This window comes from Clostridium thermarum, from assembly GCF_006351925.1.
GTDB classification, from domain to species: domain Bacteria; phylum Bacillota; class Clostridia; order Clostridiales; family Clostridiaceae; genus Clostridium_AU; species Clostridium_AU thermarum.
Genome location: NZ_CP040924.1, coordinates 1165308 through 1177297 on the forward strand (window position 1 = coordinate 1165308; position 11990 = coordinate 1177297).

Annotated in this window: 16 protein-coding genes; all 16 read left to right on the forward strand. The window is 45.7% G+C overall.

What is annotated here, in order from left to right; genetic code table 11:
• The first annotated feature begins 34 nt into the window (after positions 1–34).
• The 16 genes from FHY60_RS05010 to FHY60_RS05085 all read left to right on the forward strand — a co-directional run bounded on the left by FHY60_RS05010 (position 35) and on the right by FHY60_RS05085 (position 11974).
• A complete protein-coding gene (locus tag FHY60_RS05010; RefSeq protein WP_003515999.1) occupies positions 35–586 on the forward strand; it encodes a P27 family phage terminase small subunit in 552 nt (183 codons plus the stop codon).
• A complete protein-coding gene (locus FHY60_RS05015; protein ID WP_015051383.1) occupies positions 586–768 on the forward strand; it encodes a hypothetical protein in 183 nt (60 codons plus the stop codon). Before FHY60_RS05010 ends, FHY60_RS05015 begins: the two co-directional genes overlap by 1 nt.
• Complete coding sequence (locus tag FHY60_RS05020; protein WP_139903975.1) at positions 743–2041, forward strand: site-specific DNA-methyltransferase; 1299 nt, start codon at positions 743–745, stop codon at positions 2039–2041. Before FHY60_RS05015 ends, FHY60_RS05020 begins: the two co-directional genes overlap by 26 nt.
• Positions 2042–2046: 5 nt before the next feature.
• Positions 2047–3300 carry a site-specific DNA-methyltransferase gene (locus FHY60_RS05025; protein WP_139903976.1) on the forward strand — a complete coding sequence of 418 codons (1254 nt, stop codon included), beginning with the start codon at positions 2047–2049 and terminating at the stop codon, positions 3298–3300.
• Positions 3301–3416: 116 nt separating this feature from the next.
• Positions 3417–4109 carry a virulence factor gene (locus tag FHY60_RS05030; RefSeq protein ID WP_013782364.1) on the forward strand — a complete coding sequence of 231 codons (693 nt, stop codon included), beginning with the start codon at positions 3417–3419 and terminating at the stop codon, positions 4107–4109.
• Positions 4110–4164: 55 nt separating this feature from the next.
• Entirely contained in the window at positions 4165–4437 is a 273-nt protein-coding gene (locus FHY60_RS05035; RefSeq protein WP_243122229.1) for a DUF6329 domain-containing protein, read from the forward strand.
• Positions 4434–4664 carry a DUF4314 domain-containing protein gene (locus tag FHY60_RS05040; RefSeq protein WP_013782362.1) on the forward strand — a complete coding sequence of 77 codons (231 nt, stop codon included), beginning with the start codon at positions 4434–4436 and terminating at the stop codon, positions 4662–4664. Before FHY60_RS05035 ends, FHY60_RS05040 begins: the two co-directional genes overlap by 4 nt.
• Positions 4665–4805: 141 nt before the next feature.
• A complete protein-coding gene (locus FHY60_RS05045) occupies positions 4806–5705 on the forward strand; it encodes an amidoligase family protein (protein WP_139903977.1) in 900 nt (299 codons plus the stop codon).
• 61 nt (positions 5706–5766) lie between these two features.
• Positions 5767–6234: a gamma-glutamylcyclotransferase family protein gene (locus FHY60_RS05050; protein WP_023062547.1), complete on the forward strand. Its 468-nt coding sequence runs from the start codon at positions 5767–5769 to the stop codon at positions 6232–6234.
• 16 nt (positions 6235–6250) lie between these two features.
• On the forward strand, positions 6251–6400 hold the full coding sequence (locus FHY60_RS05055) for a DUF5049 domain-containing protein (protein ID WP_093751262.1): 150 nt from the start codon (positions 6251–6253) through the stop codon (positions 6398–6400).
• Positions 6401–6502: 102 nt separating this feature from the next.
• Entirely contained in the window at positions 6503–8107 is a 1605-nt protein-coding gene (locus FHY60_RS05060) for a terminase large subunit (RefSeq protein ID WP_479723580.1), read from the forward strand.
• Entirely contained in the window at positions 8104–9426 is a 1323-nt protein-coding gene (locus FHY60_RS05065; protein ID WP_013782358.1) for a phage portal protein, read from the forward strand. The genes FHY60_RS05060 and FHY60_RS05065 overlap by 4 nt, the downstream gene beginning before the upstream one ends.
• The gene (locus tag FHY60_RS05070; RefSeq protein ID WP_013782357.1) at positions 9365–10090 is read left to right on the forward strand and encodes a head maturation protease, ClpP-related; all 726 of its coding nucleotides are present in this window, start codon (positions 9365–9367) and stop codon (positions 10088–10090) included. Before FHY60_RS05065 ends, FHY60_RS05070 begins: the two co-directional genes overlap by 62 nt.
• Positions 10091–10103: 13 nt before the next feature.
• Positions 10104–11306, forward strand: a complete 1203-nt coding sequence (locus FHY60_RS05075; protein WP_028992638.1) for a phage major capsid protein — start codon at positions 10104–10106, stop codon at positions 11304–11306.
• A 21-nt stretch (positions 11307–11327) separates the two neighbouring features.
• Complete coding sequence (locus tag FHY60_RS05080; protein ID WP_004400079.1) at positions 11328–11636, forward strand: head-tail connector protein; 309 nt, start codon at positions 11328–11330, stop codon at positions 11634–11636.
• Between the two features lie 2 nt (positions 11637–11638).
• The gene (locus FHY60_RS05085; protein ID WP_028992640.1) at positions 11639–11974 is read left to right on the forward strand and encodes a head-tail adaptor protein; all 336 of its coding nucleotides are present in this window, start codon (positions 11639–11641) and stop codon (positions 11972–11974) included.
• Positions 11975–11990 lie beyond the last annotated feature (16 nt).

Below are 11990 nucleotides of genomic sequence, written 5' to 3' on the forward strand. Positions count from 1 at the left end.
CCTGTTTATTTTTACATGAATCGAGGTGATGTGTATGGCAAAGGACGGTACCAACCGCGGCGGGGCACGTATCGGTGCAGGACAGAAGAAAAAGCCTCTGGCGGATAAGATTTTGGAAGGAAACCCCGGCAGACGAAAGCTCATGGTAATGGAGTTTACGGATGCTGCGGAACTGGAAGGAGAGAGCATGCCGCCACCGAGGGATTATCTTGCTGCAAAGCAGAAGAATGGAAAAACAACACTGGCGGTGGAAATATACGAAAAAACATGGCAGTGGCTTAAGGAACGCAGGTGTGTTCACCTTATCCCTGCGCAGCTTATAGAGCAATATGCCCAGAGTGTGGCGCGGTGGATCCAGTGCGAGGAATGTATCACTGAATTTGGCTTTCTTGCTAAGCATCCGACAACTGGCAATGCCATCCCGTCACCTTATGTGGCTATGAGTCAAAGCTTTATGAAACAGGCCAATAACCTGTGGTATCAAATTTATCAAGTCGTGCGGGAAAACTGTGCTACCGAATACAAGGGGGCTACTCCTCACGATGATGTTATGGAAAAACTACTGACAGCCAGGAGGGGTGGCTGATGCATAAAACAAATTCAATCTTTCTTAGGGAACTAAGAAAATATAAAGACCATTTAACGAAGCAGCAGTTTAAGACTCTGCGGGGACAAGTAATAAACGGAGATTGTGAGGGCGCAAAAAAGGGTCTTAAGAAAATATTGAACAGGAGAATGCAGTATGAACATACAAAAAATATCTGTTGAAAAACTTAATCCAGCAGCATACAACCCGCGCAAGGATTTAAAACCTGGCGATAAGGAATATGAAAAGCTAAAACGGTCAATAGAGGAATTTGGCTATGTGGAGCCTGTTATCTGGAACCAAAAAACAGGTAATGTGGTAGGCGGGCATCAACGCTTAAAGGTTTTGCTGGACTTGGGACAGACTGAGATAGACTGCGTTGTAGTGGATCTTGACCCGCAGAGAGAAAAAGCGCTTAATCTTGCTCTTAATAAGATTCAGGGAGAGTGGGACGAGAATAAACTGGCTGAACTGATGGCTGAGTTGGACGCAGGTGCATTTGATGTTTCGCTTACAGGGTTTGACGCTTCTGAAATAGACGAACTGCTTAACCGATGGTACTCCAAAGAGGCGATACAAGACAGCTTTGACATAGATAAAGCGCATGAGGAAATTGTGCAGCGCGAGCCTGTAACGAAGCGGGGCGATATCTGGCTTCTCGGGAATCATCGCTTGATGTGCGGCGACTCTACTAAGGATGAGGATTTTGAGAAGTTGATGGAAGGGTGTCACGCACAGATGGCAGTGACTTCCCCTCCATATGGGGTAGGCAAAGAATATGAAAAGGCCGGGATTGAACCATGGTTCGAGACAGTACGCCCAGTGATTAGAAACCTGTGCAGGTATGCAGATATTGTCTGCTGGAACTTAGGTGATCTCTATGCCACCGGCTCTCAGTTTATTGAACCCACCAGTGTTTACAGTGTGAACATGTTTTTGGAAAACGGTTACCGCCCTATCTGGATCCGCATTTGGAAGAAGCAAGGGCAAAATTTCGGCGTAGGACCCTATCATCTTGTTTCAAACAAGCCGGTTCAGCAGTATGAGTATATTTCAGCCTTCAGCAATAAAGGAGAAGTTGAGGAATATAACGATCAGGAATATGTATGGCTTTCAGCCTTTGCGGGACACAGTTATAAATTTGTGAAACGGCTTACAAAGGAAGAACGCAAGAAATGGGGTTATGCTGGGATATGGGAGATGACCACTGTACGGGCAAACAAGGAGCATCCTGCAATGTTCCCTGTGGAGCTTCCATGGCGGTGCATCAAAATGCACAGCGACAAAGGCGGTATTGTGCTTGAGCCGTTCTCTGGTAGCGGAACTACTATAATTGCGGCTGAACAGACCGAGCGTAAATGCTACGCAATGGAGTTATCCCCTGTTTACTGTGATTTAGCTGTTAAGCGCTGGGAGGAATTCACCGGTGAAAAAGCCATCAAACTGGAGGGTTAAGATTTATGGATATACTGAAAATACCAACAGAAAAACTAAAACCATCTAAATATAATCCGCGGAAAGATTTAAAGCCTGGTGACCCTGAATATGAAAAATTACGTCGGTCTATTGAAGAGTTTGGATATGTAGAGCCGGTTATATGGAATAAACGCACCGGGAATATTGTCGGCGGACATCAGCGTTATAAAGTACTTACAGCTTTGGGGTATAAGGAGATCGACTGTGTTGTACTTGATTTGGATGAACAGCGGGAAAAGGCACTCAATGTCACGCTGAATAAAATCAGTGGTGAGTTTGATATTCCGCTTTTGACCGATCTGCTTATGGATTTAAATGAAGATGGTTTTGACGTTTCTCTTACCGGGTTTGATGCTGCGGAAATTGATGAGCTGTTCCGTGATAAAACAGCCGCTAATGTCAAAGAGGATAATTTCGATACAGAAAAGGCAATTGCAGAGATTAAAACTCCGGTTACCAAAAAGGGCGACATATGGGTACTTGGCAGCCACCGTCTGATGTGCGGTGATAGCACCATGCTTTCAGATGTGCAAAAGCTGATGAACGGACAAAAGGCGAGATTTGTTTTCACCGACCCACCCTGGAATGTTGATTACGGTTCAGATACCAGGCATCCAAGCTGGAAGCCAAGACAAATTCTAAATGACAATATGAGCACCGAAGAATTCGGTGCTTTTTTATTGCGCGCTTTTAAATGCATGAAAGAGGTTTCTGAAGCCGGATGCATGACCTATGTGGTAATGAGTGCTCAGGAATGGGGCAGTTTGATGAACGTCATGCGGGAGGCAGGGTATCACTGGTCGAGCACAATTATATGGAAAAAAGACAGCTTGGTACTATCAAGAAAGGACTATCATACCCAGTACGAGCCGATCTGGTATGGTTGGCTTGATGGAACACGCCTTTGCCCGCTTAAAGACCGTAAACAGTCAGATGTTTGGGAGATACCCCGTCCTAAAGTATCGGAGGAGCACCCTACCATGAAGCCGGTATCGCTTGTAGCAAAGGCAATGCTCAATAGTTCCCATATTGGAGATTTAACTCTTGACCTGTTCGGTGGTTCTGGTACGACAATGATTGCGGCACAGCAGACCGGGCGGGTTTGTTTTATGATGGAGCTTGACTCGAAATACTGCGATGTGATTGTAAAGCGCTATGTTTCACAATTTGGCACAGATTCAGTATTCTTGGTAACAGGTAGTGAAAAAATACCTTACGCGGAAACACAGATTGATTAAAAATGTCCTTGCTTTCCCCTCAAAACAGAGCGTTAATGTACCCCACCAAAAAGGAAAGGTGGGATTTTTTATGGGAATCAAAAATGTTTTAGCTTATTTGAGGGGAGGTGTATGGCATGAGCAATAACAGCTTTCGCTTTTCACAGAAGATTGTCGGTCAGGAGAGAAAAGCCATTGCCTCGGTCATAGCTGAAGCCCTGGAAGGCCAGGTGCGCTATGCCGGAGCACCGGAGTTTTTGTATGAGATTAAAGACGAAAAATCTGCTGGCAGTTGGACGATTGACAGGGACAGTGTGGTTCACTCACCGAAAATCAGTCTCAATGAAATAAAAACCATCCGTTCAGTTATTGACACGTTGAATGTGGAGGGCTTTTCAGCAGAGGGGACCATGACAATTACTCTTTCGTTGGAGGGCTTTAGCGCGATTAGCCTTGAAAACCTAAATAATATGCTGGCCAGCAAAGAGACATTGATAAAGAAGGCGATGTTGATTGAGGGGGAACTTGTAGTCTTAGCTGAAAATGATGAGATTTCCTTCCCTTTCTGGAACGCGACTTTAAATGCTGATGAAGTGCAGACCTATATAACGCTGGCAAAGCAGATGGCAGAACAGGCAAAATTACAGAAGCGAGTACTACGAAAAGAAAAACCAACAGATAATGAAAAATATGCTTTTCGCTGTTTCCTGCTTAGGTTGGGGTTTATAGGTGATAACTTCAAAACTGAACGCAAGGTGTTACTTTCAAGGCTGTCCGGTAACGGGGCGTATCGGAAAGGCAGAGCAAAGGCGGTGGACGAAAATGAATAATTTTCATAGCACCGCCTTCTTTGTCAAGCATCCGTTTAGAATAGAGGATTTAAAAGTGCCGCATCGGTATGAGACGAGGAAACGATTTGTAGTTGTAAAAACTATCGAGCTATCAAAGATTGATTATGATAACTTCGTTGCCGACCTATGTGTTGATCGCATTTTCATTGAGGAAAATAAAGGGCTTTGTCATGTTAATGAGAATGGAGTGTGGCGTTGCCTGCTGGTTAAGCAGCGGGGACGGTCTGATGGAGTGTTGGTAATGCCGGATGGTAGAGATTACCCAAAGTATGCCGCATATTATCCTGGAGAGGAGGACGAACTATGAGTGCAAGAGGCTTCCCTTCAAAAGAAACAGTCCTTCGCATTAAAGAGCAGTATCCGCCGGGAACACGTGTTGAGCTTATCTGCATGGATGATCCGTATTCTAAGCTGAAACCGGGAGACCAAGGAACAGTATCTTTCGTGGATGATATCGGAACTGTTCATATCAACTGGGACTGCGGTTCTTCTTTGGGTGTAGCCTATGGTATAGATGTGATCAGAAAGCTGTAAATGTACACAATTCAAGATGTGTAAAATTGTTCAAAATCCAGTGGAAACTCACGCAGAATTGCCTTGCTATCCTGTGTTTTCAGTGGCCTAATGTACACTGCCAAAGGGCAAAAAACACAGAGAAAGCGAGGAGAAAGCGCAATGCTTACAACGAGATTTGGAATCGAGGTAGAACTGACGGGGATTACAAGAAAACAAGCGGCAAAAACTGCAGCAGCTTTTCTTGGAGGGAGGGTTGAATCCAGCGGAGATTATTACGATACCCAAAAGGTTATTGCACCGGATGGACGGATATGGAAATTCATGAGCGACGGGAGCATCCGGACTCAGAAAAAGGAAAACGGCAGGATTGTGGCGGCTGGCCGGGAATATAGCGTCGAGTTGGTAAGCCCGATACTGACATACCGCGAAGACATTGAAACCCTGCAGGAATTGATAAGGAGGCTTCGCAAGGCTGGAGGTTTTGCAAACACAAGCTGTGGAATTCATATCCATATAGACGGTGCAGACCACACACCGCGAAGCATCCGTAATTTTATCAACATTATCGCCAGCAAGAATGACCTTTTCTATAAAGCATTGCAGATTGAGCCGGACAGGATGCGGTTTTGTAAAAAGATGGATGCGGCACTGGTTGAGAAGATGAATCGGCGTAAGCCCAAAACCATGGCGGCGATTGAGAGCATCTGGTACGAAGGTTACAGCGAAAGCCGAAGCACCCATTACCATAATAGCAGATACCACTTTTTGAACCTGCACAGCTTTTTTAATGGCAATGGGACAATTGAGCTTCGAGGCTTTAACAGCGAACTTCATGCGGGAAAAATTAGAAGCTACATAGTGCTTGCCCTTGCGTTAAACCATCAGGCGTTAACGCAAAAATGCGCTTCCAGCAAGAAACCACAGGTTGAAAATGAGAAGTTTGCCATGCGGACATATCTCAACCGCATAGGACTTATTGGTGATGAGTTCAAAAACTGCCGGGAGCATCTTTGCAAACACCTTGATGGTAACGCTGCATGGCGGTTTCGGGCAGCATAGATAGACAAGCGCAGGGGTGGCTCTCCGCCTCTGCCTTGGTAAATACAAGGAGGATGATACGATGAGCAAAGAAAAAGGAACCATATATTTAGCATACGGAAGCAATCTGAACTTAAGGCAGATGGCATACCGCTGCCCAACGGCAAAAGTGCTGGGGAGTGCAAAACTCACAGGATACCGGCTGTTATTCAGAGGAGGGAATGGCGGCGCAGTAGCGACAATAGAAAAACAAAAAGGTGAAAGTGTACCAGTAATGCTTTGGAGAATCATGCCTAATGATGAGAAAGCGCTGGACAGATATGAAGGTTATCCGCATCTATACCGGAAAGAAACGGTTAAGGTACGTTTCAAAGGGCAGTGGGTACCCGCAATGGTGTATATCATGAATGAAGGTAGACCTTTGGGAGCACCGGGTCGTTACTATTACGAGGTGATTCGGCAGGGCTATTTAGATGCGGGTTTTGATATTTCATTTCTCAATAAAGCGGTAAGAGATTCAATTTCAGCGGCAGAGAAGTCAGAGGTGTAGGACATGGGTACAGATTATGGCCATACGGGACAGCGGTGCCTGTAATATGTTTGACTTGCCAAGAGTACAGGAAGAGGCATATAAAATGGGGTTTTATGAATTAGTAGTATTTCTTAATGGACACAAGAAAGAATATGCCGAGTTTATCCTAACAGGCAAACGATAACGGTTATAACGTAACAAGTTTCATAGAAATCCACTTTAGAGAGGAACTTCATCCATGAGGTTCCTTTTTTCTTGCTCAATTTTAGGAAAGGAGGCGGCAAAGCTGCGGAAGTTAAAACGATATAAACCAACCAAGTTTATGGCGGAAGGTTCTCGATATGACAAGGAAGCGGCGGATGCCGCTGTTACTTTTATAAACTGCCTGAAGCATACCAAGGGTGAATGGTATGGAATGCCTTTTGAATTAATTGACTGGCAGGAACAGATTGTCCGGGACATATTCGGAATCTTGAAACCTAATGGATACAGGCAGTTTAACACTGCCTATATAGAAATTCCAAAAAAGCAGGGTAAGAGCGAACTTGCAGCGGCAATTGCTTTATATCTTACCTGCGGTGATTTCGAGCATGGCGGCGAGGTTTACGGATGTGCGTCTGATCGTCAGCAGGCATCCATTGTTTTCGACGTTGCAGTAGATATGGTGGAACAGTGTCCGGCATTAAAATCTCGAATTAAACCAATGTTGTCACAGAAGCGGCTGGTATATAAACCGTTAGGCAGTTTTTATCAGGTGCTTTCAGCGGAGGCATATACGAAACATGGCCTAAACGTCCATGGTGTGGTATTTGATGAACTTCATGCTCAGCCGAACAGGGATCTTTATGATGTAATGCTTCACGGATCTGGCGATGCAAGAAAACAACCGCTGTTTTTCCTGATCACAACTGCTGGCACAGACCGCAATTCCATCTGCTGGGAAGTGCACCAAAAGGCTGAGGATATTCTTCAAGGGCGTAAGATAGATCCGACTTTCTACCCTGTTATCTACAGCGCAGCCGATACCGATGACTGGACAAGTGAAAAGGTATGGAGAAAGGTTAACCCGTCACTGGGCATTACAGTCGACATCGAAAAATTGAGGGTGGCTTGTGAAAATGCCAAGCAAAATCCTGCAGAGGAAAATTTATTCCGTCAGCTCCGCTTAAATCAGTGGGTGAAACAATCGGTGCGCTGGATGCCAATGGATAAATGGGATAAGTGTGCGTTTTCTGTTGATGCAGAAAAATTGCGCGGCAGAACCTGTTACGGAGGGCTTGACCTGTCATCTACTACCGATATTACCGCCTTTGTGCTAGTGTTTCCACCGCTTGATGAATCTGACAAATATCAGATTCTACCTTTTTTCTGGATACCGGAGGAGAATATTGATCAGCGTGTGCGGAGAGATCATGTGCCTTATGATGTCTGGGAGAGGCAGGGCTTTTTATTTACCACCGAGGGTAACGTGGTACATTACGGTTTTATCGAGACCTTTATTGAGGAACTCGGAATGAAATATAACATTAAGGAAATAGCCTTTGACCGCTGGGGCGCAATTCAGATGACGCAAAACCTCGAGGCTTTGGGGTTTACGGTTGTTCCATTCGGTCAGGGTTTCAAGGATATGTCGCCGCCTACAAAAGAGTTGATGAAGCTGACATTGGAAGAACGCATCGCCCATGGTGGTAATCCAATACTGCGGTGGATGATGGACAATATCTATGTCAAAACCGATCCCGCCGGAAACATTAAGCCGGATAAAGAAAAATCCACCGAGAGAATAGATGGTGCGGTAGCGTTAATTATGGCGCTTGACCGCGCGTTAAGGCATGACGGGGATGAACACAACGGATCAATTTATGATGAAAGGGGGCTGTTGATTATATGAGTGTATTTTCCCGTTTGTTCAAAGCAAGGGATAAGCCGAAAAACAGCCTGTTCGGTAATGCATATAGCTTTTTCTTCGGCGGCACATCCAGCGGAAAGACTGTAAATGAGCGGACTGCTATGCAGACAACTGCAGTGTATGCCTGTGTAAGGATACTTGCAGAAGCCATCGCCGGGCTTCCGCTTCATGTGTACCGCTATAAAGAAGACGGTGGCAAAGAAAAAGCGTTGACCCACCCGCTCTATTATTTACTCCATGACGAACCAAACCCTGAGATGACTTCATTCGTGTTTCGAGAAACACTGATGAGTCATCTTCTTTTATGGGGAAATGCTTACGCTCAAATTATTAGGGACGGTTCCGGACGAGTGCTGGCGCTTTATCCACTTTTGCCAAACAAAATGACGGTAGACAGGGCTCCAAATGGAGAACTGTTTTACACTTATCGGCGCGACAGCGATGAGAGCAGGGTTAATCCAAAAGCAGGCCTTATATACCTACGAAGTGAGGAGGTTCTTCACATCCCGGGACTCGGTTTTGACGGGCTGATTGGATACTCCCCTATTGCTATGGCCAAGAACGCCATAGGCATGGCTATTGCCTGTGAGGAGTATGGTGCATCCTTTTTTGCCAACGGAGCAAATCCGGGTGGCGTTCTGGAACATCCCGGCGTATTAAAGGATCCGGCAAAGGTGCGAGAAAGCTGGAACGCTGTTTATCAAGGAAGTGCCAATGCTCATCGCATTGCAGTTCTGGAAGAGGGAATGAAGTTTCAACCAATCGGCATTCCACCCGAACAGGCACAGTTTTTAGAGACAAGAAAGTTTCAGATAAATGAAATCGCTCGGATATTCCGAGTACCTCCCCATATGGTTGGAGATCTTGAAAAGTCAAGCTTTTCAAACATCGAACAGCAATCTCTGGAATTTGTTAAATACACGCTTGACCCGTGGGTGGTGCGTTGGGAACAGGCTCTCCAAAAAGCGCTGCTTTTACCATCAGAGAAGCGGGCATACTTTGTCAAATTCAATGTAGATGGCCTTCTGCGCGGTGATTATGCAAGCCGCATGAATGGTTATGCTGTAGCTCGCCAGAACGGCTGGATGTCTGCTAACGATATCCGCGAGCTTGAGGACATGAACCGGATTCCGGCGGAGTTGGGCGGAGATCTGTATCTTGTTAACGGTAACATGACCAGGCTTGCCGATGCAGGTGCCTTTGCAGGTAAAAACAATGCTGAAACGGAGGGATCAAAAGTTGAACAAATCACAAAAACAAAAACCGGTTCGCCGCTTCTGGAACTGGATACAAAACGATGATGGCAGCCGGACATTATATATTGACGGCCCAATAGCTGAAGAAAGCTGGCTGGGAGACGAAGTAACTCCCAAGCAGTTCAAATCAGAGCTGTTGTCCGGAGAGGGTGATATAACGATCTGGATCAACAGCCCTGGCGGAGATATATTTGCAGCTAATCAAATTTACAACATGCTTATGGATTACAAAGGCAAAGTGACGGTAAAGATTGACGGTATTGCAGCCAGCGCCGCTTCGGTCATAGCTATGGCCGGAGGTGACGTCTTTATGTCACCAGTCAGCATGATGATGATTCACAACCCTATGACAATAGCCATCGGTGATACAGAAGAAATGGAGAAAGCTATCGCAATGCTGGAAGAAATAAAGGAATCCATCATCAACGCTTATGAGCTGAAAACCGGGCTTTCCAGGGCAAAAATATCGCACCTAATGGATGCAGAAAGCTGGTTTAACGCAAGAAAAGCGGTGGAACTTGGCTTTGCCGATGGAATCTTGTTTATGGAGGATGAATCATTCCCATCCGAATTTGAAGTATCAGGAGGAATGATCTTCAGCAGGCAGGCAGTAACAAATTCCATCCTGCAAAAGCTTAAACCAAAAGAGAAACCAAAAGGAACACCAATTGAGTCGCTTGAAAAGCGGCTTTTTTTATTAAAACCTTAAGGAGGATTTGATTATGAGCAAAATACTGGAACTGCGTGAAAAACGCGCTAAAGTATGGGAAGCTGCTAAAGCTTTCCTCGACAGCAAACGCGGGAACGACGGACTGCTTTCACCGGAGGATACCGCGACTTATGAAAAAATGGAAGCCGACGTTATTGCGCTGGGCAAAGAAATAGAGCGTCTTGAGCGTCAGGCTGCCATAGATTTGGAACTGTCAAAACCGTTGAATATTCCTATTACAGACAAACCCACTTCCATATCTGGCAACAATGAAAAAACCGGACGTGCCAGCGATGAGTACAGGCAGTCTTTCTGGAACATGATGCGCGGCAGGCGCAAATATGACGTACACAACGCGCTGCAGATTGGAGAGGACACCGAAGGTGGATATCTTGTTCCCGACGACTTTGAGCGTACTCTTGTGGAAGCACTGGAGGAGGAGAATATCTTTAGGCAGATTGCCAATGTTATTACCACGTCCAGCGGTGACAAGAAAATTCCTGTGGTGGCAAGCAAGGGTACTGCATCCTGGGTGGATGAGGAAGGCCAGATTCCCGAAAGCGATGACTCCTTTGCACAGGTATCCATCGGCGCATATAAGCTGGCTACTATGATCAAGGTGTCAGAGGAATTGTTAAACGATAGTGTATTTAACCTTGAACAGTATATAGCCAAAGAATTCGCCCGCCGAATCGGAGCAAAAGAGGAGGAAGCATTTTTTATCGGTGACGGATCTGGCAAGCCAACCGGTATCTTGGCAGATAACGGCGGTGGCGAGATAGGAGTAACTGCGGCGAGTGCAACAGCCATTACCCTTGACGAGATCATGGACTTGTTCTACAGCCTAAAGTCTCCGTACCGCAGGAACGCTGTATTCATTATGAATGATTCGACAATTAAAGCTATAAGGAAGCTCAAAGACAACAACGGTCAGTATCTCTGGCAGCCTTCTGTAACTGCTGGAACACCGGATACTATCCTCAATCGTCCAGTTAAAACTTCTGCATTTATGCCTGCCATTGCCGCTGGAGCAAAAACGATTGTATTCGGCGATTTTTCTTATTACTGGGTGGCAGACCGTCAAGGCAGGGTTTTTAAGCGGCTTAATGAGTTGTATGCTGCGACCGGACAAGTTGGATTCATGGCAACCCAGCGTGTAGATGGAAAGCTGGTACTGGCTGAAGCAGTCAAGATACTGCAGCAGAAATCAACTTAATGAAAACGGAGGTGCTGCGGCATGGAACTTTTGGAGAAGGTTAAAGCAAACCTCATATTGCAGCACAGCGAAGATGACGCACTTTTACAAGAGTATATCAAAGCCGCAGTGGCCTATGCGGAAAGTTACCAGAAAAAGCCGGAAGGATATTATGCTGAAAACCCCATGCCGCCTACTACTGAGCAGGCTGTCATTATGCTGTCGAGTCATTTTTATGAAAGCAGGGATGGTTCGACGGCTGGCTTTTTTGGGGATAGTGTGCAGGCTGGACAGCAGGTATGGAATACAGTTAATCTATTGCTGCGGCTCGACCGGGATTGGAAGGTGTAAATATGGGCCTTGGGAAAATGAAAACTTTCGTGGACATTATCTCAGTCAAGCCGGTTAAGGATAGTGAGGGTTTTACTGAAAAAGGTGATGTCATTCTTGCTTCGGTAAGGGCATACAAGGAAGATAGGCATGGCAGTGAAAAATGGGCAAACAGGGCGGCGTTTTCGCAGGCGTCTGCCCTGTTCCGCTTCCGTAGGATACCTAACCTGGAAGTTACCACAGATCTTGTACTCGTTTGCAGCGATGGCAGGTACAACATTATCAGTGTTGAGGACGTAAAAGGACGTGGAATGTATATTGAGGTGCTTGCGGAAAAGGTGAAATCAAGCAAAGCATAAAAGGAGGGGCTGCAAC

Bases quoted from the DNA above. Each gene is read 5' to 3' on its own strand.
- FHY60_RS05010 (WP_003515999.1), top strand. From the start codon at position 35: ATGGCAAAGGACGGTACCAACCGCGGCGGGGCACGTATCGGTGCAGGA.
- FHY60_RS05015 (WP_015051383.1), top strand. From the start codon at position 586: ATGCATAAAACAAATTCAATCTTTCTTAGGGAACTAAGAAAATATAAA.
- FHY60_RS05020 (WP_139903975.1), top strand. From the start codon at position 743: ATGAACATACAAAAAATATCTGTTGAAAAACTTAATCCAGCAGCATAC.
- FHY60_RS05025 (WP_139903976.1), top strand. From the start codon at position 2,047: ATGGATATACTGAAAATACCAACAGAAAAACTAAAACCATCTAAATAT.
- FHY60_RS05030 (WP_013782364.1), top strand. From the start codon at position 3,417: ATGAGCAATAACAGCTTTCGCTTTTCACAGAAGATTGTCGGTCAGGAG.
- FHY60_RS05040 (WP_013782362.1), top strand. From the start codon at position 4,434: ATGAGTGCAAGAGGCTTCCCTTCAAAAGAAACAGTCCTTCGCATTAAA.
- FHY60_RS05045 (WP_139903977.1), top strand. From the start codon at position 4,806: ATGCTTACAACGAGATTTGGAATCGAGGTAGAACTGACGGGGATTACA.
- FHY60_RS05050 (WP_023062547.1), top strand. From the start codon at position 5,767: ATGAGCAAAGAAAAAGGAACCATATATTTAGCATACGGAAGCAATCTG.
- FHY60_RS05055 (WP_093751262.1), top strand. From the start codon at position 6,251: ATGGCCATACGGGACAGCGGTGCCTGTAATATGTTTGACTTGCCAAGA.
- FHY60_RS05065 (WP_013782358.1), top strand. From the start codon at position 8,104: ATGAGTGTATTTTCCCGTTTGTTCAAAGCAAGGGATAAGCCGAAAAAC.
- FHY60_RS05075 (WP_028992638.1), top strand. From the start codon at position 10,104: ATGAGCAAAATACTGGAACTGCGTGAAAAACGCGCTAAAGTATGGGAA.
- FHY60_RS05080 (WP_004400079.1), top strand. From the start codon at position 11,328: ATGGAACTTTTGGAGAAGGTTAAAGCAAACCTCATATTGCAGCACAGC.
- FHY60_RS05085 (WP_028992640.1), top strand. From the start codon at position 11,639: ATGGGCCTTGGGAAAATGAAAACTTTCGTGGACATTATCTCAGTCAAG.